Here is a 24,718-nt window from a genome sequence, read left to right on the forward strand (position 1 = left end):
AGGTAAAGAATCAGCCATGGCTGAACCGGCGGACGGACCCGTCGAAGGTCTCCAGGTCCATGTCCGAGATATTGGCCCAGATCCCGTGCAGCGTGAGCTGGCCCGCATCCACCGCCTCCTTGACGAAAGGATAGCCCAGCAGGTTTTCGAGGCTGACCTGGATGCCCTCTTTCTCCAGCGCCGTCTGGCGCATGGCCTTGTCCTCGATATCCTTCACCTGCTCGAAACCAGGCCGCAGCACGTCGAGCCAGCGGCCAACAAGGCTTTTCTGCTCTAAAAGCGCCTCGTTGTGGCCCGTGCACATGTCGATGCAGCCGCGCACCCCGCCGCAATTCGAATGCCCCATGACAAGGATATGCTCCACCTTCAGCGACGTGACCGCGAATTCCACGGCAGCGCCCGTGCCGTGGTGCTGACCGTCCGGCGTATAGGGCGGCACGAGGTTTGCAATGTTGCGGTGAACGAACAATTCGCCCGTCCGCTGACCGAAGATCGAGTTAATCGCCACGCGGCTGTCGCAGCAGGCAATGACCATCGCACGGGGGCTTTGCCCTTCCTCGGCCAGCTTGCGAAACCATTCGCGGCTTTCGGGAAAGGAATGCTCCATCCAGTCGTGGTACCGATCCAGCAGATATTTCGGCAGCGATTTTACACGGTGCATGGCAAACCTCTTTTCAACCTCGGGACGTGTTAGCCTGCATTCAGGGAAAATTGCAGGTGCTTTTCGACGCGCGCTCAATCGTTTTTTCAACGCAAGCGTGGCATCACCACCCGCGCGGTGGGGACCGTTGGTGGAGTGGAGTGAGGTATGAAGCCGTTCGTTCGAGAATTGCGGCCCGAAGAACCTGCGCGGTTCAATCCGGACAAGCTCGAGGATCTTTGTTTGCGCATCGGCGAAAACCGGGCCGAGGCGGAGGTCGCGCTTGCGCTTGACCGCATTGCAAAGGCCCTGGCCGACTTGCCCGACAGCAAACGGATCGCAGGTGGGATGCGACAGGTGATCACGAACCTGCGCGACGATGCCGACTTGATCGGCATGTCGACCCTTGCCCGCGCGGCGCGCAACGCGCTCGATTGCCTCGACACCGGCCATGTCGTGTCTCTCTCGGCGGCGCTTGCGCGGTTGGAGCGGGTCGGCGACCGTTCGATCCAGGCGGTTTGGGACCTTGAAGATCTTTCCGGCTGATCGACCCTTGCGGCGCTGTTTCCAGAGGATAGGTTAGCGCCGTCTTTCCCGTGGGGTTCGTTCATGTCGCTTGCCTTTTCCGCACCGGTCGATGGTGCGATCCCGATCCGCCTGGTTGCGCCCGAGGATTGCGAAGAGACACTGGCCACTCTGCCCGATGCCGCGGCCTCCTGGGCTCGGCATCATGGGTTCACCGGTGCGCTTGGCCAAACCTGCGCTTTGCCGGGCGAGAGTGGCAAACCAATGGCCGTTCTTGTCGGGCGGGGCGGCCCATCGGACCGCGCGCGGCAACGCTTTGCCGCGGGGGCGGCGATCGCCGCTTTGCCAGAAGGCGACTACCGGATCGAATCCCTGCCAGACGGCACCGAGGGCCAAGAAATCGCGCTCGGCTATCTGCTGTCACTGTACCGTTTCGAAAAATACCGCGCGCAATCGCCCACACTCGCGCGCCTTTCTCCGCCCGATGGTGTCGACGCTGCGCGCCTGGAACGCATCGCCGCCGCCGAAGCCCTGACCCGCGACTTGGTGAACACGCCTGCCGAGGATATGGGACCCAATGCGTTGGAAGCAGCCGTTCGCGCGCTTGCCACCGAGTTCGGGGCCGAGGTGACAGCCACCCACGGCGACAGCCTGCTGGACGCGAACCTGCCGCTCATTCACACGGTCGGCCGCGCCTCGGACGAAGAGCCGCGCCTGATCGAGATGACCTGGGGCGATACCGGCCCTTCGGTGACGCTCGTCGGTAAGGGCGTGTGTTTCGACACGGGCGGTCTGAACCTGAAACTCGGCGCCTCCATGGGGTTGATGAAAAAGGACATGGGGGGCGCGGCAAACGTGATGGGTCTTGCCCGCATGATCATGTCCGGGGCCGAAAAGATGCGCCTGCGCGTCCTGATCCCGGCGGTCGAGAACGCGGTGTCCGGCAATGCCTTCCGCCCCGGCGACATCCTGACGGCACGCAATGGCATGACGGTCGAGATCAACAACACGGATGCCGAAGGGCGGCTTGTCCTGGCGGATGCGCTCGCACTCGCCGCCGAGACGCCGCCGGACCTGCTGATTTCGATGGCAACGCTGACCGGCGCGGCCCGCGTTGCGGTGGGCCCGGATATCGCGCCGTTCTTCACCGATGACGACGGGTTCGCGACCGCGCTGACCTCGGCGGCACATTCGGTCGCCGACCCGGTATGGCGACTGCCCTTCCACGCGCCCTACGAGGCGATGATCGAACCGGGCATCGCCGATCTGGACAACGCGCCCAAGGGCGGCATGGCCGGGTCGATCACCGCGGCCCTGTTCCTGCGGCGTTTCACGGCCCCGGTCACGAGATACGCCCATTTCGACATCTACGCCTGGCAACCCAGCCCTGCGCCCGCGCGGCCCAAGGGCGGCGTCGGCCAAGGCATCCGCGCGATCTACGAAGCCCTTCCCGAGGTGTTGCAACAATGAGAGATCCCCGCATCACCGCCAGCAACGGAGAGGTCGCGCACAGCTCGCTCAAGGGCGAGGTCGAGGCCGAACGTTACACCGATGGCCGCTGGATGATGGTTCAGCAGCCGATCGTGAACGTCTCTCAGGAACCGCGCGGCCCCCGCGTCAGCCAGCTTTTGTTCGGCGAGCGTTTCCTCGTTCTCGAAACGCGGGACGGGTTCTCCTTCGGGCAGGCTGAACGGGACGGTCAGGTTGGCTGGGTCCTGTCCGGCGCCCTGACGGGCCCCGAAGAGGCGACGCATTGGGTCGTCGCGCCGGCGACGCACCTTTACCCGAAGCCCGACCTCAAGGCGCCGCCCGATGTGGCGCTGTTCTTCGGCAGCATGGTGCGCGTGACCGGCGAGCGCCCCGAATACCTGCGAATCCACACCGGCCATTTCATTCCCCGTCAGCACCTGATGCCCATCAAGGCGCGCTTTGCGGACCCGGTCGGCGTGGCCGACCTGTTCCTTGGCACGCCGTATCTCTGGGGTGGGTCCAGCCGTTGGGGCCTCGATTGCTCGGGCCTTGTGCAAACCGCGCTGGTGGCCTGTGGCGTGGACTGCCCGCGGGACAGTGACCAGCAGGAAGCGTTGGGAGACGAGATCGCCCCCGACGAGGCCTTCCAGCGCGGTGACCTGGTGTTCTGGGGTGGGCATGTCGGGTTCATGGCCGGGCCCGATATGCTGCTGCACGCCAACGCGCATCACATGGCCGTGGCCTATGAGCCTTTGAAAGAAGCCGCGGACCGGATCGAAGCCAATGGCGGCGGTCCCATCACCGCGCGAAAGCACATCACGCTGGGCTGATCACTCCACCGCGCGGATCAGCTTGCGGTCGAGCACGCGCAAAACGGTTTTCAGGTCATGGCCACGCTTCAGGATCTGGCCATCCATCCCGATGACCGAGTATTGGCCCTGCTTGTCGCGTAGCTTGGGGCGTTTCTCGATCCGGTAGATCGGATGCTCCGCCGTGCGCCGGAATACCGCGAAGACGGCCACATCGCGCAGATGGGAAATGCCGTAGTCACGCCATTCCCCTGCGGCCACGAAGCGCCCATAGAGACCAAGGATCACGCCCAACTCGCGGCGATCGAACGCCACCTGCTCGGGCTGGGTTTGCGGGCCCGTGGGCTGAAAATGCATCACCATCCTGCGATGGTGGGGGTGGTGCGGACCGAAATCAAGAAAAACGCACCTGAAAAGAAAGGCCCCGCATCTTTTCGGGGCCTTTCCGGGGTGTTGGCTCAGGTGCTGCCGTCAGGCGCGCACAAGGTCCTCGTAAGCGGTCGAGATATCCCGCGCCATTTGGCCAACTTCGAAGTTATAATCTCCGATCTGGCCCACTGGCGTGACCTCGGCCGCCGTCCCTGTCAGCCAGCATTGCTGAAAACTCTCCAGCTCCTCGGGCATGATGTGACGCTCGTGCACCTTGATCTGGCGATCCCGCAACATGCCGATGACGGTCTGCCGCGTGATCCCGTTCAGGAAGCAATCGGGCGTGGGCGTATGCACCTCGCCATCCTTCACGAAGAAGATGTTGGCGCCGGTCGCCTCGGCCACGTAGCCGCGATAGTCGAACATCATGGCGTCGGAACACCCCTTTGCCTCGGCGGCGTGCTTGGACATGGTGCAGATCATGTAGAGACCGGCGGCCTTTGCGTGGCAGGGAATGGTTTCAGGGCTGGGCCGCTTCCACTGCGAGATGTCCAGCTTGGCGCCCTTGAACTTGGCGTCGCCATAATAGTTGCCCCAACCCCAGGTCGCGATGGCCAGACGCACCGGGTTCTTGGCAGAGCTTACACCCATATCCTCGCCCGACGCCCGCCATGCGACCGCGCGCACGTAGGCGTCGGTCAGGCCGTTGGCTTTCATGACCTCGTATTTCGCGGCTTCGATCTCGTCGATCGTCCAGGGGATGTCGATGTCCAGCATCCGCCCCGACGCGACAAGGCGTTCAGAGTGCCGGCGGGATTCGAAGATCTTGCCGTTATAGGCGCGTTCGCCTTCGAACACGCTGGACGCGTAATGCATGGCATGGGTCAGGATGTGCACGTTCGCATCGCGCCAATCCACCAGTTTGCCATCCATCCAGATGACGCCATCGCGATCGTCATAAGCTCCTGCCATCGGTCCCTTCCTTCGCCAGTGGGCCGGCTGTCCGGCGGTTTCTTTTCGAAAGTTGCGCAAATTCGGTCCGCATCGGACATAAAGTTGCGCAAAATCTGGTCGTGGCTATCAATTGATTCTTGGAAAGTCAACAAGGCTGACATAAAGTGATGACAACAAGCCGAACGCAACCGGCAAGGAAGGGACCGGCGATGGCAGAGCGCAACGCGAGCCCCGCTATGGGCAGCAGGGGGGAAAGCCTGCTGTTTCTGACCGAAGATCAACTGCGCCGCGGGATCGAGGCGATGTTCTTCGCCTATCGCGGTTTCACGGCGGACCCCGACCGCATCCTCCAGGAATATGGCTACGGGCGGGCGCATCACCGGGCGATCCACTTCATCAACCGCACGCCAGGCACGACGGTGAACAACCTTCTGTCGATCCTCGGCGTGACCAAGCAATCGTTGAACCGCGTGCTTCGGGCGCTGGTCGAGGACGGGTTGGTCGAAAGCCGGGTCGGCACCCGCGACAAGCGTGAGCGTCACCTTTACCTGACGGATGAGGGCAAAGCGCTGGAACGCGAATTATCCGAGGCGCAGCGCGCCCGTATGCGGGCCGCGTTCAGAAATGCCGGGCCCGAGGCCGTTGCGGGGTTTCGCGCCGTGCTCGAACAGATGATGGACCCCGAAATGCGGCGTCACTACCTCGATGGGGTCGATAACGGGTGATGGCCGAAATCGGTGCACATCTTCTGATCGTCGATGATGACGAGCGCATTCGCGGGCTCCTACAAAAGTTCCTGATCCGCAATGGGTTCATGACGACCGTCGCCCGCGATGCGGCCCACGCGCGGCGCCTTCTTGCCGGGCTGGATTTCGACCTGATCGTGCTCGACGTGATGATGCCGGGCGAGGACGGCATCAGCCTGACGAAATCGCTGCGCGAGACGATCCACACGCCCATTCTGCTGCTGACCGCCAAGGGTGAGGCCAGCGACAGGATCACGGGGCTGGAAGCCGGGGCCGATGATTACCTGCCCAAGCCGTTCGAGCCGAAGGAACTGCTGCTGAGGATCAATGCGATCCTGAGACGGATGCCGACCCAACCGGATGAAACCGAGGTGCCGCAGGTTCTGTCGCTGGGACCGATCCGCTACGATATCGAGCGCGCCGAGATGTGGCATGGACAGGAGATGGTCCGCCTGACCGCGACCGAAGCCGCCCTGATGCGGATCTTCGCGGGGCAGCCGAACGAACCCTTCAGCCGCGCGGACCTTGTCGGCCTGTTGAACCGCGACAAGGGCGGGCCTGCCGAACAGGTTCAGGAACGTGCGGTGGACGTTCAGATCACGCGCCTTCGCCGCAAGATCGAGGTGAACCCGAAGCAGCCGCGCTACCTGCAAACGGTGCGGGGCGCGGGCTACATGCTGGCCCCGGATTGAGGCAAAGATGACCACGCTTCTCATAGAAAACCACGCCAGCCTGTCACACCAGATGCCGCCGGGCCATCCCGAACAGATCGCGCGGCTTGAGGCCGTTTTCTCGGCCTTGTCGGACCCGGTCTTCGACGCTTTGACAAGAGCCGAGGCGCCCCTCTGCACCGAGGATGATCTGCTACTGGGTCATCCCGCCGACTACGTGGCCGCCGTCAAAGCCGCGATGCCCGAAAGCGGTCTGAGGTCTCTGGACCCCGACACGCACGCCTCGCCCGGAAGTTGGGACGCCGCACTGAAGGGGGTGGGCGGATGCCTGATGGCGGTCGATGCCGTCCTGTCCGGTGCGGCGACCAACGCGTTTGTCGCCACCCGTCCGCCCGGCCACCATGCGGAAAAGACCCGGGCCATGGGCTTTTGCTTTTTCGGCAATGCAGCGATTGCGGCCAAGTACGCCCTCGATCGTCACGGTCTGTCGCGGGTCGCGGTCGTTGATTTCGACGTGCACCACGGAAACGGCACGCAGGACATTCTCTGGGACGAGGGCCGCACGCTTTTCGTGTCGTCCCACCAGATGCCACTATACCCCGGTTCCGGCAGCGCCGGGGAGCGCGGCGCCAGCAACAACATCCTCAACCTGCCGCTGCCGCCCAATTCCGGCGGGGCCGAGATGCGGGCCGCCTACGAAAGCCGTGCATTTCTGGCACTTCGGGCCTTCGAGCCTGAGCTGATCATCATTTCTGCCGGGTTCGATGCGCATCGAGACGATCCGCTTGCGAACCTTGTCTGGACGACCGAGGATTTCAACTGGATCACCCGCACCCTGCTGGACCTTGCCGATGAGCTTTGCGGCGGGCGCGTGGTCTCGACACTCGAAGGCGGCTATGATCTGTCTGCGCTCGCGACGTCAGTCGCGGGACATGTGACGGAATTGATGGAGCGAGGCGCATGAGCGACGAAAAGCCGATCGAGAAGATGAGCTTCGAGGAGGCGATCCGCGAATTCGAGCAGGTGGTCACGGCGCTGGACCGTGGTGATGTCGCATTGGAAGAGTCCATCACCCTTTACAAGCGCGGCGCGGCCTTGAAGACGCATTGCGAAACCAAGCTGAAGCAAGCCGAGGAACAGGTCGAACAGATCACCCTCGACGCGGGTGGCCAACCCACCGGGACGACGCCGACCGAGGGGCTTTGAAGACCGATGTTCAAGACCGCACTGGCGGAGGCGCAAGGCGCCATTGGCGACTTTCTGATCCAGCAACTGGCACGCCTTGGGGATGACCGCGTCTCCGAGGGGATGCGCTATGCCACCAACGGCGGCAAACGTCTGCGCGGGTTCCTCGTGATGGAAACCGCCGGGCTGTTCGACGTGCCGCCAGCCCAATCGCTGTTCGCGGCCGGGGCCGTGGAATGCGTACATGCCTACAGCCTTGTGCATGACGATCTGCCCTGCATGGATGATGACGACCTGCGGCGCGGCCAGCCCACCGTCCACAAGAAATGGGACGAGGCGACGGCGGTCCTGGTCGGCGATGCGCTCCAGACCTTTGCGTTCGAATTGCTGGCCCGCCCCGACGCGGGCGATGCCGCGCAGCGCATCGAACTGGTCGCCACACTGGCGCAAGCCAGCGGCGCCGAGGGGATGGTTCTGGGCCAGGCCCAGGACATTGCGGCCGAAAGCGCAGGCGCCCCATTGACGCTGGACCAGATCACCGAGTTGCAGGGCAACAAGACCGGCCGCCTGATCGAATGGCCCGCGATGGCCGGTGCGATCCTTGGCCGGGAAGACCCCGAGGCGCTTTTGACCTATGCACGCGCAATCGGCCTCGCCTTCCAGATCGCCGATGACATCCTCGATATCGAGGGGGACGCGGACAAGGCGGGCAAGGCGCTGCGCAAGGATGCCGATGCGGGCAAGGCCACCTTCGTATCGCTTCTTGGCCTCGACGGGGCCAAGGCCCGCGCGGGCGATCTTGTCGACGAAGCCTGTGCGGCACTATCGCCCTACGGCGAAAGGGCGCAGAACTTGCAGGCGCTGGCGCGCTACATTATCGCTCGCGATATGTAAATTTGACCTGACAGTTCACGGCCCGGGAGGCCAGCGATGAGCGAGCGACCCCATACACCGATCCTTGATCGCGTCAAAAGCCCGTACGATCTCAAGGGCTTGAGCGATACCGACCTCGACCGCCTGGCGCATGAATTGCGCGCCGAGGTGATCTGGTCAGTCAGCCAGACCGGCGGGCATTTCGGCGCAGGCCTTGGCGTGGTCGAGATGACAGTGGCGATTCACGCCGTGTTCGACACGCCACGCGACAAGCTGATCTGGGACGTTTCGCACCAGTGCTACCCGCACAAGATCCTGACGGGTCGCCGCGAGCGGATGCAGACCATTCGTCAGAAGGACGGGCTATCGGGTTTCACCAAGCGCTCGGAGTCGCCCTACGACCCGTTCGGCGCGGCGCATAGCTCGACCTCGATCTCGGCGGCGCTCGGCTTCGCCATGGCGCGCGAGTTGGGCGGCGATTGCGACACCGGACATGGCGACGCGATTGCCGTGATCGGCGACGGCGCGCTGTCGGGCGGCATGGCCTACGAGGCGATGAACAACGCGGGCCACCTCGGAAAGCGCCTGATCGTCATCCTGAACGACAACGAGATGTCCATTGCGCCCCCCACCGGTGCGATGTCGTCCTACCTGTCGCGTCTTTACGCTGGCGCCCCGTTCCAGGAATTGAAGGCCGCCGCCAAGGGCGCGGTGTCCCTCTTGCCGGAACCCTTCCAGGAAGGTGCACGTCGCGCCAAGGAGCTGCTCAAGGCCGCGACCGTGGGCGGGACGCTCTTCGAGGAACTGGGCTTTTCGTATATCGGCCCCATCGACGGGCACGACATGGAGCAGCTTCTGGCCATCCTGCGCACCGTCAAGGCGCGTGCGGACGGACCGATCCTGATCCACGCGATCACGAAGAAGGGCAAAGGCTATGCCGAGGATCGCCCCGACCGCGGCCATGCCACGGCGAAATTCGACATTCGGACCGGCGAACAGAAGAAAGCGCCCTCCAACGCGCCGAGCTATACCAAGGTCTTTGCCAACGCCCTGATCCAGGAGGCCGAGGACGACCCGCATATAACCGCCGTCACCGCCGCCATGCCCGATGGCACGGGTCTGGATTTGTTCGGCAAGCGCTTTCCCGCGCGGACCTTCGATGTGAGCATTGCCGAACAGCATGCCGTGACCTTCGCCGCCGGGATGGCCGCCGGTGGGCTAAAGCCGTTCTGCGCGATCTATTCGACCTTCCTTCAGCGCGGCTACGATCAGATCGTGCATGACGTCGCGATCCAGCGCCTGCCGGTGCGCTTTGCCATCGACCGGGCCGGGCTGGTGGGGGCCGATGGCGCGACCCATGCCGGCAGCTACGATACGGCCTTCCTCAGCAACCTGCCGGGGTTCGTCGTGATGGCCGCCGCCGACGAGGCGGAGTTGGTGCACATGGTCCGCACCGCGCTTGAAATCGAAGATCGCCCGTCGGCCTTCCGCTACCCGCGTGGCGAAGGGGTCGGGGTCGAGATGCCGGAACGCGGCGTCGCACTCGAAATCGGCAAGGGCCGGATGATCGCCGAGGGCAACCGGGTCGCGTTGCTGAACTTCGGCGCGCGGCTGAAGGAGGTTCGAGACGCTGCCGAAGCGCTTGAGGCCAAGGGGATCAAGCCCACCATCGCGGATGCGCGTTTCTCGAAGCCGCTGGATGAAGAGATGATCCTGAAACTGGCGCGGCACCATGAGGCGTTGATCACGGTCGAAGAAGGCGCTGTTGGCGGCTTCGGCAGCCATGTCGCGCAGCTCCTGGCGGAAAAGGGCGTTTTCGACACCGGGATCAAGTATCGCTCGATGGTTCTGCCGGATATCTTCATCGACCAGGCCAACCCGCGCGACATGTACGCGGTGGCCAAGCTGAACGCCGAGGATATCGAGGCCAAGGTCCTGGAGACGTTGGGCGTGGCGCGGATGGTAAAGCGCGCCTGAGGCGCGACCGCCAACGGCGGCGGGATACCTCCCGCCCTACCGGTCCAGCCGTTCTTCGATCTTGCGCAAGCGTTCCAGCACCTCGTCGCGATAGGCGTCTGTCGCGGCGTTGGTCTCCTCGGCATGGGCATCCTGCATCGAGTTCACGATCAGGCCGACCAGCAGGTTCACCACGGCAAAGGTGGTGATCATGATGAAGGGCACGAAGAACACCCACGCGTAGGGGTAGACGTCGAGGACAGGGCGGACGATGCCCATCGACCAGGATTCCAGCGTCATGATCTGGAACAAGGTGTAAAGCGACGCGCCGAGTGTTCCGAACCAATCGGGGAAGGTTTCCCCGAAAAGCTTCGTCGCCATGACGGCCCCGATATAGAAGATGATCCCCATCAGCAGGAACACCGAGCCCATGCCCGGCAGCGCGGTGACGAAACCTTCGACGACGCGGCGCAAGCGCGGCGCGACAGAGATGACGCGCAACACACGCAGGATGCGCAACGCGCGCAGGACGGACAGGCCCTGCGCGGCCGGAACCAGCGCGATGCCGACGATGACGAAATCGAAAAGGTTCCACCCCGACCGGAAGAACCGAGTCCCGTAGGCGATCATCTTGGCTGCCAGTTCCACGACGAAAATGGCAAGGCAGATGCGATCCAGCGTCAGGATGAGCGCCCCGGCGGTTTCCATCGCGGTGTCGGATGTTTCCAGCCCGAGAATGACGGCATTGAACACGATCACGGCAATGATCGTGTAACGGATCTGGGGCATCTCCAGCCAATCGGCCAAACGCTGCCGGAACCCTTGGTTCGTGGTTGTATCGCTCATCTATCCCTCGCGCGGTTACGCCGGGATATGGGCAAGGCGAAGCGCCGCCGCAAGTTCGACATGCACGCTCCACCGAAACTGATCGACGGGTTGCACCCAATCGATGGTATAGCCCCCTGCAACAAGCAGCGCCGCATCACGCGCGAAGGTCACGGGATTGCAGGACACCATGGCGATACGGGGCACCTGCGCCTTGGCCAATTCGCGGGTTTGCGCCTCGGCCCCGGCCCGGGGCGGATCGATCACGACGGCATCGAAGCGAGAGAGTTCCTCGGGCAACAAGGGGCGGCGAAACAGGTCGCGGGTCTCGGTCGTGACCGCGCGAAGACCTTGGGCATGGCGCGCGCCGGAATCGAGCGCGGTCAGCAGGTCGGCGGCCCCTTCAACGGCATGAACGGTCGCTGTGGCGGCGAGCGGTAGGGCAAAGGTGCCGCAACCGGCAAAAAGATCGGCGATCACCGTGGCGTCGTGGGTGGCCTCCTTGACGCTGGCGAGAAGCGCGCCTTCGCCCTCCGCCGTGGCCTGTAGGAACGCGCCAGCGGGCGGGCTGACCATGGCCGGGCCGAACGTCAGGATCGGGGCGGCGTCCATGAAGACGGGCTCATCGCCCCAGGTCAGGCGTTTGAAATGGCTGGCGAACTGCGGCAGGGCGGCACGTAGCGGCCCATCGAGCGGCTTGCCCCCGGACACGGCGAGGTCGATACCCGTCGCGCTTTCCGTCAAGGCGAAAGCCAGCGTGGCCGAGCGCGATGCGCCAAGGCGTGTGATCTCCTCCAAGACCGGAACAGTCGCCATGAGCGCCGGTGTCAGCACATGGCAATCCGTGATCTGGACGACGACATCCGAGCGGCGGGCATGAAACCCCACCAGCGCGCCCTTCTTGGTGCGCTTGCCCGCCAGCGTCGCGCGGCGGCGCGATCGCGGCGGCGAAGTCAGGGTCTGCCGCATCGGCGCCGTCAGGTCGTGGGCGGCAAGCGCGGTGGAAATCACCTGCGCCTTCCAGTCGGCGACAAAGCGGTCGCTGGCATGCTGCAGGGAACACCCGCCACATTGCCGATAATGGGGACAGGGCGGGCGCACACGCTCGGGGGATGGCGACAGGATCTTTGCCCCGTCCATCCGATCACCCTCGACCTCACCCGCCACGCGTTCGCCCGGCAGGGCCATCGGCACGAACACAGCCCCGTCCGGCCCGCCGCCGACCCCATCGCCGTGGTGGCCAAGACGGTCGATGGTGAGCTCAGTCGTCATGCGCAATGGCGGGGGTAAAGGCATAGCCTTCGGGGGAAAGGATGGTCGCCTCGCGCAGACCGTGGGGCTTGTTCGCGACGTGCTCGATCACGAGATGCCCGGCCGCATTGGCACGGGCCACGGCCGCATCGGGATCGATGCCGAAAAGATAGAACTGCGCGCCAGCGCCGCGTGGCGGATTTTCCGGCACCAATGACATCAGCGGATGGCTGCCATAGGTCGGATCGGCATGAAGCTGCAGGATCGTTCCGTCGTGGCGGATGATCGCGAAATCGTCGGACAGGCGAAACACCGTCAAACCGAAGATCTCGACAAGAAACGCTGCAAGTTCGCGGACATCACCTGTCAGAAGGTTGACGCCCATCCCCTTCAGGCTGCGTCCGAATTCTTCGGCTGGGACGGCATCTAGATCCATGGCCTCGCCTCTTTGCTTTCTCGCGCCAAGCTGCCGGAAAGGCCGAAGAAACACCAGCCTATTCGGCCGCTGCGGCCTCGTCGGACTGGATGAACCCGCCCGACTGGCGCGACCAGTAACGCGCATAAAGACCGCCCCGCGCCAGCAAGTCTTGGTGGGTGCCGTCCTCGACGATACGGCCAGCGTCCAGCACGATGATGCGGTCCATTTCCGACAAGGTGGACAGGCGATGGGCGATGGCGATCACCGTCTTGCCCTCCATCACGTCGTGAAGGGTTTTCTGGATCGCGGCCTCGACCTCGCTATCGAGGGCGCTGGTCGCCTCGTCCAGCACAAGAACCGGCGCATCCTTGAGGAAGGCGCGGGCCAGCGCGATGCGCTGCCGCTGCCCGCCGGACAGTTTCACGCCCCGCTCACCCAGATGCGCGTCGTACCCGCGCCGCCCGCGATGGTCGGCCAGCGTTTCGATGAATTCGTGCGCTTCCGCCCGCTTGGCGGCGGCGATGACCTCGGCGTCGGTCGCGTCGGGGCGACCGTACCGGATATTGTCCATGGCCGAGCGATTGAACATCGCGGTTTCCTGCGTGACCATGGCGATCTGCTGGCGCAGGCTGTCCTGCGTGACCATGCGGATGTCGATCCCATCCACGGTGACGCGCCCGGCCTCGACATCGTAGAGGCGCAGAAGGATCGCCACGAGCGTGGATTTCCCCGCGCCCGAGGCACCGACGATGCCCAGCTTCTGACCCGGCTCGATGGTCAGGTCGATCCCCTGGACACCGCCCACCTTGCGACCATAGGCGAAATCGACGCCTTCATAGGCAATCCGGCCCGCGATGGACGCCATAGGCCGGGCACCTGGCGCATCCGTCAACCCATGCGGCGGGGTCAGGGTACGCATGCCATCCTCGACCTCGCCCACATTGGCGTAGATGGCCATGAGGGTGAAACTCACCCACCCCGTCATCTGTGCGATACGCATCGCGATGGCCCCGGTGGCCGCGATCTGACCCGCGCTGACCTCGCCCACCTGCCACAGAAGCACAGCGCCCAAGACAAGCACGACCGGCAACACGCCCGCCGTCGTCATCAGCGCGAAGCGAAACCCGGTGGACAGGTAGCCGAAAGACAGCGCCTCTTCGCGATAACCGCCGAGTGCTTCGAGCGCCGCCTCGTCCTCGTGGCTGGTGTGCCCGAACAGCTTGACCGTCTTGATGTTGGTGATCGTATCGACGATCTGCCCCGTGACGTTGGCGCGCGCAGCCGCCCGACGCTTGGACCGCTCGCGGATGCGCGGCATGAACCAGCGGATCATGACCGCGTAAAGGCCAAGCCACAGGACCAGCGCGGCGGCGATACGCCAGTCGATCAGCGCCAACATGCCCACCGCCCCGATCAGTGTCGCGATGGCGAAGGCAGCGGCGTTGATGACCTCGGTCACCACGTTGACCAGCGCGGTGGCCGTCTGCGCCTGTTTCTGAGCGATCCGACCGGCGAAATCATCGTCGAAGAAACTGACCGCGTGCCCGAGCGACCAGCGGTGCAGCCGGCTCTGGATCAACGGGGCGAGGTTGGGCGGCAGGACGATCCCGTTGAAGGCCGCCGATGCGCCGAAAAACAGCGGCCGCAGCAGCAGGTAGAACGCGGCGTACCCGACGATCAGGACCCAATGCGCGGCGAAATACCCCTGCGGGTCGGCCCCCACCGTGGTGTCGATCACGACACCCAGGAAATAGGCCGCGCCCACTTCGAGCACGCCAGCCAGCCCCGAAAGCACCGCGGCGAGAATCAGGATGCGCCATGACCCGGCAAGGCACCACCTGATGAACGCCCATAAGGTGCGCGGCGGCGGCCCCTCGGCCCGGGCAAAGGGTTCGATCAGGCCGGACAGCCAATTGAGAACGGGGGCAAAACGCGTCATTCGGCGGCCTCGGTCTCGTCCGTGCCGATGAACCCGCCCGATTGCCGCGCCCAGAACCCGGCATAGAGGCCCCCGCGCGCCAAAAGCTGATCATGCGTGCCTTCCTCGGCCACATGCCCATCTTCCAGCACAAGGATCCGATCCATCTGCGCGATGGTCGACAGGCGGTGCGCGATGGCGATAACCGTCTTGCCCTCCATCACGCCATAGAGCGTCTTCTGAATCGCGGCCTCCACCTCGCTGTCGAGCGCGCTGGTGGCTTCGTCCAGCACAAGGATCGGCGCATCCTTCAGGATCACGCGCGCCAGCGCCACGCGCTGCCGCTGCCCGCCGGACAGTTTCACGCCCCGTTCGCCGACATGGGCATCGTAGCCTTTGCGCCCCTGCGGATCTTCGAGGTCGAGGATGAACTCATGCGCCTCGGCCCGTTTCGCAGCGCCCAGCATCTCGTCCTCGGACGCGTCCGGACGGCCATAAAGGATGTTGTCGCGCACCGAACGGTGCAGCAACGAACTGTCCTGCTGAACCATGCCGATCCGGTGGCGGAGACTATCCTGCGTGACCTGCCGGATGTCCTGCCCGTCGATCAGGATACGGCCGCCCTCGGCGTCGTAGAACCGCAGGAGCAGTTTGACCAAGGTCGACTTGCCGGCACCCGACCGCCCGATCAGGCCCACCTTCTCGCCGGGGCGAATGGTCAGCGATATCTTGTCGAGCCCCCCGGCCCCGCGCCCGTAGTGGTGGCTGACCCCGTCGAAGGTGATCTCGCCCCTCTCGAACCGCAGCGGCGTCGAACCGGGGGTGTCGGTCAGGGTGATCGGCGCGGTGATCGTCTCCATCCCCTCGGCCACGACGCCAAGTGATCGAAAGAAGCTGCTGACCGCCCACATGATCCAGCCGGTCATGGCGTTGAGCCTGAGGGTCAGCGCGGTGGCCGCCGCGACCACACCGACGCTGGCCGCGCCCGTGGACCACAGCCAGATGGCCCAGCCGACCACGGCCACGATCAGGATGCCGTTCAGGGCCGTCAGCGCCACGTCCATCACGGTGAAGATCCGCATCTCCGCGGCAAAGGTCCGGCGTGTATTCTCGATCGACTCCTTGGCATAGTCGATCTCACGCTCGTGATGGGCAAAGAGCTTTACCGAATGGATATTGGTGTAACTATCTACAACGCGGCCGGTGGTGGCAGACCGGGCGTCCGCGCTGGCCTTTGACGCGGGCCCAACGCGCCCGATCGTCCAGCGCAACAGCAGCGCATAGAGGCCGAACCACGCAAATAGCGGGATGGCAAGGCGCGGGTCGGCACCTGCCAACAGCACCGCAGCCCCGATCAGGTAGGCCAGCGAGAAGGTGATCGCGTCAAAGATCTGGAAAACGGCCTCGCCCCCACTGGTGGGGGTCTGCATGATCCGGTTTGCAATCCGGCCGGCGAAATCGTTCTCGAACCAGCCAACGGATTGGCGCAGAACCTGTTTATGCGCCCGCCAGCGGATCAGCGTTCCGAAATTCGGCAGGATCGCATTGTTCAGAAGCGCGACATCGAGGCCTTGGATCATCGGCCTGAGAAACAGGATGAAGAGCGCCGCAAGGATCAGTTCCAGGCCGTGATCGGCCAAAACCGCGGCAGGCTCACCCTGACCCATCAGATCGACGATGCGCCCCATGTACCAGATCAGCCCGATCTCGATGGCCGCCACCACAACGGACATGGCCGCGGTCAGCGCGTAGAGCCGCTTGAAGGGTTGCGAGTAGTCCCACAGGAACGCGAACAGGCGACGCGGCGGCGCGTCGGTTTCCGGGTAGTCGACATAGGGGTCGACCATGTTTTCGAAAAAGCGGAACATTGACGGGGCTCACGATCCTGAAGATCAGATATAGGTCAGAGCTTAGGCAAAAACCATGACAGCTGAACCAGCTAATGCCATGGCCATGATCCGGGCGAAGACGCGCCATGCATCGGGCGTTGTCAGAAGATACCCCAGAAGCGAGCCGGCAAAGCTCCAGAACAAGCAGACGAACAGGTTGATGCCCGCAAATGCCGTGGAAAGCCGTGCCGCCTCTCCCCATGGCGATAATCCCGCCGCATAGCCGGACGCCGCACTCAGGATCACGGCCCAGACCTTGGGGTTGACCCATTGGAACAGGACAGCCCGCCCGATGCTCCAGGGCCGATCCCCACGGGCGTCGGGCGCGCCGGACGGTCGCGATTGCCACAACCGCCACGCCATCCACAGGATCCAGCCCGCCGCCACGAGTTTCAGTGCCCGCTCGACGCCCGGCAGCGCAGCCATCAACGCCCCCATGCCGAGACCCGCAAAGGCGGCCAGCACACCGACTCCCAAAGCCACGCCCAAGACGTGCGGCAGGCTGGCGCGGAACCCGAACCGCGCGCCCGAGGCTGTCAACAGGATGACGTTCGGACCCGGTGTGAACAGGCCAAGGAAGACAAAGGCATAAAGCGGGTCCATGGCCATGCCCAAGACCCCGACGAAGGCCGACTGTCAAGCGCTCTGCGCCATGCATCTTTATCCTTCAAATATGCCTGCCGGCGGCGAAGCCGACGCACGCTCAGAGGGACAAGAGCGCTTGTTTGGTCAGCGTGAACCCGGATGCGATCCAGCGCGCCTCCAGCCGTGCAAGTTCGCGCCCAAGCTCCGGCCCTTCGAAAGCCGGCATGAGGTCGGCGGCCTTGATCGGGAAAACAGCTAGGCCACCAAGTTGCGCCCTGTGCAGATCTTGCGGCCTGAGAGGGGTTTCAAACTGGGCGGCCCGCAAAAGCAGCACATCCCGCGCAACTTCGAAGCCATGGCGGTAGCCCAGCTCGGCCGGCCCCTTTTCGCTGCCCATTTCCTCGCGCAGCGTCTCAAGCTCTTTCGCTTCGGCCCGGCTCAGGCGCAAACGGTCGGCCACGCCTTCGCCGCCCAGTGCGGCAAGGCGACGGATCGCGTTGGGCGCCAAGCCGCCTTCGATCGCAACGAGTACCGGCAAAAGGCGCGCGTCCGCGCCCGGCAAGGTCTGGCTCAGGACACCGGATTTCGCCATGGCAGCCACGGCCGGGGCCGGATCCGGCGCAGCGAGGAGTTTCTTCATTTCCGCGCCGATGCGTTCTTTCGAAAGACGGTCGATGCCGCTCGCCATCTCGGCGCAGGCGGCCAAACCTTCGGGATCGATCCCGCCCGTTGGGTCGGCATACCACGCATGAAAGCGGAAAAACCGCAGGATGCGCAGGTAGTCCTCGGCGATACGATCACGGGCATTCCCGATGAAACGCAGGCGCCGATCGTTCAGGTCCGCCAAACCTTCGCCTGTCGGGTCGATGACCGTGCCATCTCGCATCGCATAGAGCGCGTTCATCGTGAAATCGCGCCGATGGGCGTCTTCCTCCAGCCGTTCGGTGAAGGCGACCGTCGCGCGGCGCCCGTCCGTCGACACGTCACGGCGGAGCGTCGTGATCTCGTAGGGCGTGTGATCGGCCACCAGGGTCACGGTTCCGTGGTCAAGCCCCGTGGGCACGGCCTTGATCCCGGCGGATTCCGCCAATTCGACAACACGTTCGGGGCGCGCATCGGTGGTGATGTCGATATCCGAGACATCGAGGTCCAGAAGACCGTTCCGCACGGAGCCGCCCACGAACCATGCGCGGTGGCCGCCGCTTTCGATGGCGTCGATCACCGCTTGGGTGCCGGGCGCGGTAAGCCAATCGGGGGTCAACTTCATGTCGCCACCCGATCGGCAAGGGATTTGAGGATACGCGCAGTTGCCCCCCAGGTGTAATAGGGCCCCCAAGGTGCGACGTAGAAATGCCGCCACGTGCCGCGCCAACGACGGCGCTCGACGCGGTAGCTGTCCGGGTTCATCAGGAACGAAAGCGGCACGTGAAAGACCTCGGCCACTTCGCCCTCTTCCGGCACTGCCTCAAACGCATGGCGAACACGGGCAAGGATCGGGGTCACGGAATAGCTCGTCACCGTTTCATGGGGCGGCAGGTGGGCCAATAGCTCGACATTGGTCGGGTCGAGGCCGATTTCTTCATGCGCCTCGCGCAGGGCTGCCGCAGCCGCATCGGCATCGGTCGCGTCAATCTTGCCGCCCGGAAGCGCGATCTGGCCGGGATGGTGTTTCAAATGCGAGGCCCGCTTGGTCAGGATGACGCGATCCCCCAGCACCGGGATCAGCACCGCCGCCGGGCGCAGTTTGCGCCCCTCGGGCAAGCTGACATCCCGGTTGAGATCATAATCGGACGATGGCGCGGCAGCGCGCTCCGCCAACCGCGCCACCATCGTCTCGAGATCAATGATCGGGGCCATCCTCACCTTCCTCGGGCGCGCGCTCGGCCTCGAACCCCAAGGTCTTGGGGTCGAATTCGTAATGCGCACCGCAGAACTGGCAATCGGCGGTGACGATGCCGTCTTCGGTGGTCATGTGGGCGATGTCCTTGGCCGAGTAGATGGACAGGCTTTGACGCACCCGGGCATGCGAACACGTGCAGCCGAATTGCACCGGTTGCGCGTCATAGACACGGGGGCCTTCCTCGTGGAACAGCCGCAAAAGGAGGTCGGTCGGCGCAACGGTTGGGCCGATCAGTTCGAGATCCTCGACCGTATCCAGCAGGATATTGGCGCGGTTCCAGTTCTCGCCCTCGTCATCCTCAAGCAGGTCTGCGCCGGACAGCAATCCGCCCTCGCCCGATCCCCCCTCTGGCGACGCGGCAAAGGGCGAGGCCTTGGGCATATGCTGCAACATCACGCCGCCAGCCCGCCACGCCTCGGGGTGGCCGGGTTCGGTCGAACGGCCATACCCCAAGGCAAAGCGCGTGGGCAGTTGCTCGGATTGCGCAAAATACGTCTCGGCGCAGGACGAGAGCGAGCCGCCTGCAATCGGCGTGATCCCTTGATAGGGCGCGGACCCTTTGCCCTGATCCAGAAGGATGGCGAAATAGCCCTTGCCGATCTGGCCGAACGCATCGCTCGTTTCAGTCAGCCGCTCTGCATCATAGCTGGCAAAGCCACGAATCTGGGCTGGCGTACCCTCTTTCGACGGGGCGTAGAAATCCGTGGCGATCAGGCGGATCGGCCCATCGCCGCGCACCTGAAGCGACAGTTTCCAACGCAGGTCGATCGTCTGGCCGATCAACGCGGTCAACAACGTCAGTTCGGCAACCAGCGCCTCGACCGGCGCGGGATAGTCATGCTGTGTCAGGATACGGTCGAGCGTCTGGTCAAGCCGCGCCACCCGGCCGCGAATGTCAGAGCGGTCCAGTTGGAAGGGCAACACGGTGTCATCCCAGGCGATCCGGGTTGTCAAAGTCATGGCATCAGATCCTAGCGCATTTCGGAGGTTGCGTTCCCATATAGGCGCGCGCCCCGCAATCCCCAAACCGGTGCCATGGTCATGCCACAGGCTTGTTTGATACATGCCGTTCAACGACAATATCGAAAATGGTCAAACAGGCCGGGCAGAGCATGAAGATCCTATTCGTTCACCAGAATTTCCCTGGCCAGTATCGCGAGTTGTTCCGCTGGTTCGTGGAACAGGGTGAGCATGACGTGGTTTTTCTGACCCAGCGGCAGGACGTGCCGAAGATCAAGGGCGCTAGGATCATCACCTACAAACCGCATCACAAGCCGCCGAAAGGCACCTATGCCCTGACGCAGTATTGGGAGGAATGCGTTGGTGCGGGCTTCGGCGCGGCGACGGCGGCCCAAGCGCTGGACAAGGCCGGGTTCAAGCCCGACATCGTCATGGGGCATGTGGGTTGGGGCGAGTTGACCTTCATGAAAGAGGTCTGGCCGGACGTGCCGATCATCGGCTTTTTCGAATACTACTTTCTGGCGCGTGGCGGATCGGTCGGGTTCGATCCGGAATTCCCGGCAAGCGAACACGCCCCCTTCATCATGCATGCCCGCAACGCGGTGAATTTCGCCAATATCCAGACGGTCGATCTGGGCCACTCACCCACGCAATGGCAGCGCGACACCTTCCCCGAGAGTTTCCGGGACAAGATCTATGTCTGCCACGACGGGATCCGCACCGACAAGCTGGTTCCGAACACCACGGCCTCTGTGCCGCTCGGGCGATTGGGGCGGGCGGTGACCCGCGAGGACGAGATCTTCACCTACATGGCCCGCAACATGGAACCAACACGCGGCTTCCATGTCTTCATGCGGGCGCTTCCCCACATCCTCGAAGCGCGACCGAACGCGCGCGCACTCATCATCGGAGGAAACGAGGTTTCCTATGGCAAGGCGAGCGACCGGAAAGGAGGCTACCGCGCCGAGATGGAGCGCGAGGTTGGCGACCGGGTGGATTGGGACCGCGTGCATTTCCTCGGGCGGGTCCCCTACGAGGCATACCAGCAGATCATCCAGGTCAGCCGGTGCCATATCTACCTGACCGTGCCGTTCGTCCTGTCGTGGTCGCTGCTGGAATCGATGTCCATGGGCGCGACTATCGTGGCCTCCGATGTCGCGCCGGTTCGTGAGGCGATCACCCACGGGAAGACCGGGCTGCTCGTCGATTTCTTCCAGCCCGAGAAATTGGCCCAACAGGTGGCCGACGTGCTGGAACGCCCGGGCACCTATGCGCATCTGGGGCCAGCGGCGCGGCGGCATGTGGTGAAGACCTACGACTTCCAGACGGTCGCCCTGCCCGTACACCTCAAGCAGATCAACACCCTTTTGCCGTCAGCGAAACGCGTCGCGCTTCCTTGACCGCGATCAGTTCGAGGCCAGCGCGTTGGTCTGCCCGACGAGCCCGAAAGCAGACCCGATCAGGCTAAAGATCGTCTGCGTCCGGGTCACCGGGCTTTCGGTCACGAGCACGAGGTCGCCCGGATTGATCTGGAAATTGCGTGCGCTGAACAGACCGTCGGCGGTTGTCAGATCAATCGTGAAGACCACGCGTTGCTGGTCAGGCCCGGCATTGTCGGGGCGCACCGCCGACTGGGGGTATTCCCGCAGGACAAGGATGCCACCGGGATCGGCGCGGCTGGATTGCACGCCGCCAATGATCGACATGGCGTCAAGCGCCGTCACCTCGTCACGCGGGAAGACGTGCTGGCTTTGGTCGCCGGCGGCCCCGAGCGACAGGAAATACCGCCGGTCTTCTTCCACGATCACGCGGTCACCCGCGTGCAGCAGGGTATCGAGGTTCGGCTCCGCGAAAAGCCGATCCACGGATGTGCCATAGATATTGCCGTTGCGGATCAGGCGCACTTGCGGGTTCGTCAATCCGCCTGCGACGCCACCGCCATCGGCGATCAGGTTCAGGATCGTGTAGTTGCGGTCAGGCATGGGGAAGCGCCCCGGCGCGCCGACACCGCCGACAAGGTCGACAGAATTGCCGCGCCCGCCCTCGACGGTCAGCTGCACCTGCGCCTGCGGTACGATCATGCCGATCTCGTCCTGAAGGTGCTCACGCGCCAACTGCAACGTCATGCCCGCCACTCGCGTGTTCCCAAGGTATGGGACGAAGATCGTGCCATCCGGCGCGACAATGATGGAGTCAAGCAAAGCCGACGGTTCGCCATTGGTGATGAGCGAATCGTCGATGCTGTCCCAGACCGTCACGCTCAGCCGGTCACCCGGGGCGATCACTTGCGTGCGTGCGCCACCCGACGCGGAAATCCAGCCATGGGCGCGGTCACCGGTTTCGGGCCAGTCCGCCACGATGGGCAGGAAGGCGCGGTTCACCGCATAGACCGCAAAATCGGATGTTTCCGCCTCTCCGGAGGCCGAGACGATTTCGCGCTGAACCGGTGCACCACCCGGAAGAGCAGAGCACGCGGCCAGGAAGCTGGCGATCACGAGAGATGTGAGCAGTCGGAAGATCGAAGCTGCGGGCATCTGGTCGACGCATCCCCTTGTCGGCACCATGCGACACCTTGATAACGGACGTTCTCTTCGGGTCAATCGTCCGAAACCGAAACAGGTTGTTCGGTGCAATTTTGTCGTGCTGCCGTTCAATGACTTTGATTCATATGCAATTCCGTGATTTTTAGCGCGTGCATCTCAAGTTCACGGTGATTTCCATGGCGGCACGACGCATCCTTTTGACCGGTGGGGCGGGCTATATCGGGTCGCATACCTATCTGGCGCTCCACGACGCCGGATACCGCGTTACGATCCTCGACAGTTTTGCGAATGCGCGGCGCAGCGTCATCAACCGGCTGGAGATGATCACCGGCGCGCCGGTCCATTTCATCGAGGCCGACGTGCGCGATTCCGTGGCATTGGGCAACCTGTTCAACGAGACGAATTTCGACGCTGTCGTCCATTTCGCCGCGCTCAAGGCTGTGGGCGAAAGCGTGGCCCGACCGCTGGACTATTTCGATGTCAACGTCGGTGGTCTGACATCCCTGCTGCGCAGCATGGACAGCGCCGGATGTCGTCGCCTCGTTTTTTCGTCATCGGCAACCGTCTACGGTGTTCCCGACGTGACACCGACCCCGGAAAGCGCCGAGTTTCGCGCCATGAATCCGTATGGTCAGACAAAAATCACGTCGGAACAGGTGCTGGATTGGGTGTCGGCCTCCGACCCGCGATGGGCCATCGGCATCCTGCGTTACTTCAACCCGGCCGGCGCGCATGCATCCGCCATGATCGGCGAAGACCCAAGGGATATCCCGAACAACCTGATGCCCTACATCGCGCGCGTGGCGACCGGCGCGTTGGAGAAGGTCTCGGTCTTCGGCGACGATTACGAGACCCCCGACGGCACCGGGGTACGCGATTACATCCATGTCGAGGATTTGGCGCGCGGGCACCTGCTGTCTCTGAAAAAGCTGTTCGAGACGGATACGGGTCACACCGTCAACCTTGGCACCGGGCGTGGGTATTCCGTACTGGAGGTTATCGACGCCTACAAACGGGCGTCGAACAAGGACCTGCCCTACGAGATCGTCGGCAGGCGCGCGGGCGACGTGCCGATCTACGTGGCCGAAGCCAGCAAGGCGGCCGAAATCCTCGGGTTCGAAACGGAAAAGGGCATGGACGAGATGTGCGCCAGTTCCTGGGCATGGATCAACAGCCCCCATAGCGGAGATGACGCATGACCGAGCCGCGCACCGCGCTTGTCACCGGCGCAGCCGGGTTCATCGGCTACCACCTGTGCGTGCGTCTTCTGGAAGACGGGTGGCGTGTCATCGGGCTGGATGCACTGACAGATTACTACGATGTCGCCCTGAAAGAACGGCGCCAGTCGATGCTTTTGCAGTCTCAGGGGTTTTCCGCCGTGAACGAGCGGATCGAAACGCCGGGCGTCCTGCATGACCTGATGGACGCGCACCGGCCCGACGCCGTGATCCACCTCGCTGCGCAGGCCGGCGTTCGCTATTCGATCGAGGCACCGGAAAGCTATGTCGAGGCCAACCTGATCGGCACCTTCCGCCTGTTGGAGGCGATGCGGGCCTTTCCCCCGGCGCACAGCCTGCTGGCCTCCACCTCGTCGGTCTATGGCGCGAATACCGAGATGCCCTATGCCGAGACGGCAAAGGCGGATACCCAGATGTCCTTCTACGCCGCGACGAAGAAAGCCAACGAGGCGATGGCGCACAGCTATGCGCATCTCTACGACTTGCCCGTCACGATGTTCCGCTTTTTCACGGTTTACGGGCCGTGGGGGCGCCCTGACATGGCGTTGTTCAAATTCACCAAGGCGATCCTCGAGGGCGACGCAATCGAGGTCTACAACCACGGAGACATGCGCCGCGACTTTACCTATGTCACGGACCTCGTCGACGGGATCGTGCGGTTGATCGACTCTCCCCCGGTCCGCCCCGGCACCCCCGACGATATCGCCGAAGGGGACAGCCTGTCGCCCGTGGCACCCTACCGGGTGGTGAATATCGGCAACTCGGAACCCGTCCCGTTGTTGGAATTCATCGAAGCCATCGAGGACGCGACGGGGCGGACCGCCGAAAAGACCATGATGGACATGCAACCCGGCGACGTTCCTGCGACATGGGCCGATGCACGCCTTTTGCAGGCATTGACCGGATATCAACCAAGAACGCAGGTCCGCGATGGGGTCGCACGGTTCGTGGCGTGGTATCGCGACTATTACGGGGTCTGACCCAGCCGCGCAT

General features: G+C 63.9%; 25 protein-coding genes. 12 read left to right on the forward strand and 13 right to left on the reverse strand.

What is annotated here, in order from left to right; all coding sequences use genetic code 11:
* Positions 1-10: 10 nt before the first annotated feature.
* Positions 11-661: a carbonic anhydrase gene (locus ABD923_RS11825; protein WP_259548966.1), complete on the reverse strand. Its 651-nt coding sequence runs from the start codon at positions 659-661 to the stop codon at positions 11-13.
* 147 nt (positions 662-808) lie between these two features.
* Here ABD923_RS11825 and ABD923_RS11830 point away from each other — a divergent pair, with 147 nt between their 5' ends.
* From ABD923_RS11830 to ABD923_RS11840, 3 genes are all read left to right on the forward strand, one after another.
* Complete coding sequence (locus ABD923_RS11830) at positions 809-1,186, forward strand: hypothetical protein (RefSeq protein WP_259548957.1); 378 nt, start codon at positions 809-811, stop codon at positions 1,184-1,186.
* A 63-nt stretch (positions 1,187-1,249) separates the two neighbouring features.
* Positions 1,250-2,635 carry a leucyl aminopeptidase family protein gene (locus ABD923_RS11835; protein WP_259548948.1) on the forward strand — a complete coding sequence of 462 codons (1,386 nt, stop codon included), beginning with the start codon at positions 1,250-1,252 and terminating at the stop codon, positions 2,633-2,635.
* A complete protein-coding gene (locus tag ABD923_RS11840) occupies positions 2,632-3,465 on the forward strand; it encodes a C40 family peptidase (RefSeq protein ID WP_259548946.1) in 834 nt (277 codons plus the stop codon). Before ABD923_RS11835 ends, ABD923_RS11840 begins: the two co-directional genes overlap by 4 nt.
* Here ABD923_RS11840 and ABD923_RS11845 read toward each other — a convergent pair whose 3' ends face one another.
* Positions 3,466-3,801, reverse strand: a complete 336-nt coding sequence (locus ABD923_RS11845) for a DUF2794 domain-containing protein (RefSeq protein WP_259548943.1) — start codon at positions 3,799-3,801, stop codon at positions 3,466-3,468.
* A gap of 114 nt (positions 3,802-3,915) precedes the next feature.
* Positions 3,916-4,785, reverse strand: coding sequence for a branched-chain amino acid aminotransferase (locus tag ABD923_RS11850; RefSeq protein ID WP_259548940.1), 870 nt, complete (start codon positions 4,783-4,785; stop codon positions 3,916-3,918).
* A gap of 191 nt (positions 4,786-4,976) precedes the next feature.
* On the opposite strand from ABD923_RS11850, the gene ABD923_RS11855 reads away from it, so the two are divergent.
* Genes ABD923_RS11855 through dxs form a run of 6 tightly spaced genes read left to right on the forward strand, consistent with a single transcriptional unit; the run spans position 4,977 to position 10,219 of the window.
* Positions 4,977-5,492 (forward strand): MarR family winged helix-turn-helix transcriptional regulator, encoded by a 516-nt coding sequence (locus ABD923_RS11855; protein WP_259548933.1) that lies wholly within the window; start codon positions 4,977-4,979, stop codon positions 5,490-5,492.
* Positions 5,492-6,205 (forward strand): response regulator, encoded by a 714-nt coding sequence (locus tag ABD923_RS11860; RefSeq protein ID WP_259548919.1) that lies wholly within the window; start codon positions 5,492-5,494, stop codon positions 6,203-6,205. Before ABD923_RS11855 ends, ABD923_RS11860 begins: the two co-directional genes overlap by 1 nt.
* A 7-nt stretch (positions 6,206-6,212) precedes the next feature.
* The gene (locus ABD923_RS11865) at positions 6,213-7,148 is read left to right on the forward strand and encodes a histone deacetylase family protein (RefSeq protein WP_259548917.1); all 936 of its coding nucleotides are present in this window, start codon (positions 6,213-6,215) and stop codon (positions 7,146-7,148) included.
* Positions 7,145-7,390 carry an exodeoxyribonuclease VII small subunit gene (locus ABD923_RS11870; RefSeq protein ID WP_259548915.1) on the forward strand — a complete coding sequence of 82 codons (246 nt, stop codon included), beginning with the start codon at positions 7,145-7,147 and terminating at the stop codon, positions 7,388-7,390. The genes ABD923_RS11865 and ABD923_RS11870 overlap by 4 nt, the downstream gene beginning before the upstream one ends.
* A 6-nt stretch (positions 7,391-7,396) precedes the next feature.
* Positions 7,397-8,263, forward strand: a complete 867-nt coding sequence (locus ABD923_RS11875) for a polyprenyl synthetase family protein (protein WP_259548911.1) — start codon at positions 7,397-7,399, stop codon at positions 8,261-8,263.
* 36 nt (positions 8,264-8,299) lie between these two features.
* The gene (gene dxs, locus ABD923_RS11880) at positions 8,300-10,219 is read left to right on the forward strand and encodes a 1-deoxy-D-xylulose-5-phosphate synthase (RefSeq protein ID WP_259548906.1); all 1,920 of its coding nucleotides are present in this window, start codon (positions 8,300-8,302) and stop codon (positions 10,217-10,219) included.
* 36 nt (positions 10,220-10,255) lie between these two features.
* Here dxs and ABD923_RS11885 read toward each other — a convergent pair whose 3' ends face one another.
* The 9 genes from ABD923_RS11885 to hslO form a co-directional block, all read right to left on the reverse strand.
* Complete coding sequence (locus tag ABD923_RS11885; RefSeq protein WP_405048300.1) at positions 10,256-10,987, reverse strand: ion transporter; 732 nt, start codon at positions 10,985-10,987, stop codon at positions 10,256-10,258.
* Between the two features lie 72 nt (positions 10,988-11,059).
* A complete protein-coding gene (locus ABD923_RS11890; RefSeq protein WP_259548888.1) occupies positions 11,060-12,295 on the reverse strand; it encodes a class I SAM-dependent RNA methyltransferase in 1,236 nt (411 codons plus the stop codon).
* On the reverse strand, positions 12,285-12,710 hold the full coding sequence (locus tag ABD923_RS11895; RefSeq protein ID WP_259549156.1) for a VOC family protein: 426 nt from the start codon (positions 12,708-12,710) through the stop codon (positions 12,285-12,287). The genes ABD923_RS11890 and ABD923_RS11895 overlap by 11 nt, the downstream gene beginning before the upstream one ends.
* A 58-nt stretch (positions 12,711-12,768) precedes the next feature.
* The gene (locus ABD923_RS11900) at positions 12,769-14,631 is read right to left on the reverse strand and encodes an ABC transporter ATP-binding protein (protein WP_259548885.1); all 1,863 of its coding nucleotides are present in this window, start codon (positions 14,629-14,631) and stop codon (positions 12,769-12,771) included.
* The gene (locus tag ABD923_RS11905) at positions 14,628-16,478 is read right to left on the reverse strand and encodes an ABC transporter ATP-binding protein (RefSeq protein ID WP_259548884.1); all 1,851 of its coding nucleotides are present in this window, start codon (positions 16,476-16,478) and stop codon (positions 14,628-14,630) included. Before ABD923_RS11905 ends, ABD923_RS11900 begins: the two co-directional genes overlap by 4 nt.
* Positions 16,479-16,520: 42 nt before the next feature.
* Complete coding sequence (locus tag ABD923_RS11910; RefSeq protein WP_259548882.1) at positions 16,521-17,108, reverse strand: LysE family translocator; 588 nt, start codon at positions 17,106-17,108, stop codon at positions 16,521-16,523.
* A 94-nt stretch (positions 17,109-17,202) separates the two neighbouring features.
* Positions 17,203-18,351 (reverse strand): CCA tRNA nucleotidyltransferase, encoded by a 1,149-nt coding sequence (locus ABD923_RS11915; protein WP_259548878.1) that lies wholly within the window; start codon positions 18,349-18,351, stop codon positions 17,203-17,205.
* Positions 18,348-18,941: a CoA pyrophosphatase gene (locus ABD923_RS11920; RefSeq protein ID WP_259548876.1), complete on the reverse strand. Its 594-nt coding sequence runs from the start codon at positions 18,939-18,941 to the stop codon at positions 18,348-18,350. Before ABD923_RS11920 ends, ABD923_RS11915 begins: the two co-directional genes overlap by 4 nt.
* Positions 18,925-19,944: an Hsp33 family molecular chaperone HslO gene (gene hslO / locus ABD923_RS11925; protein ID WP_259548874.1), complete on the reverse strand. Its 1,020-nt coding sequence runs from the start codon at positions 19,942-19,944 to the stop codon at positions 18,925-18,927. Before hslO ends, ABD923_RS11920 begins: the two co-directional genes overlap by 17 nt.
* A gap of 152 nt (positions 19,945-20,096) precedes the next feature.
* On the opposite strand from hslO, the gene ABD923_RS11930 reads away from it, so the two are divergent.
* Positions 20,097-21,344: a glycosyltransferase family 4 protein gene (locus ABD923_RS11930; protein ID WP_259548854.1), complete on the forward strand. Its 1,248-nt coding sequence runs from the start codon at positions 20,097-20,099 to the stop codon at positions 21,342-21,344.
* 6 nt (positions 21,345-21,350) lie between these two features.
* Here the strand turns inward: ABD923_RS11930 and ABD923_RS11935 are convergent, their stop codons facing one another.
* Positions 21,351-22,508: a polysaccharide biosynthesis/export family protein gene (locus ABD923_RS11935; protein WP_345229484.1), complete on the reverse strand. Its 1,158-nt coding sequence runs from the start codon at positions 22,506-22,508 to the stop codon at positions 21,351-21,353.
* Positions 22,509-22,663: 155 nt separating this feature from the next.
* Here ABD923_RS11935 and galE point away from each other — a divergent pair, with 155 nt between their 5' ends.
* Together galE and ABD923_RS11945 are read left to right on the forward strand one after the other, a co-directional pair.
* Entirely contained in the window at positions 22,664-23,686 is a 1,023-nt protein-coding gene (galE, locus tag ABD923_RS11940; RefSeq protein ID WP_259549154.1) for a UDP-glucose 4-epimerase GalE, read from the forward strand.
* Complete coding sequence (locus tag ABD923_RS11945) at positions 23,683-24,705, forward strand: NAD-dependent epimerase/dehydratase family protein (RefSeq protein WP_259548849.1); 1,023 nt, start codon at positions 23,683-23,685, stop codon at positions 24,703-24,705. The genes galE and ABD923_RS11945 overlap by 4 nt, the downstream gene beginning before the upstream one ends.
* The last annotated feature ends 13 nt before the right edge of the window (positions 24,706-24,718 follow it).

The sequence above is a fragment of the [Roseibacterium] beibuensis genome (genome assembly GCF_039542305.1).
GTDB lineage: Bacteria > Pseudomonadota > Alphaproteobacteria > Rhodobacterales > Rhodobacteraceae > Roseibacterium > Roseibacterium beibuensis.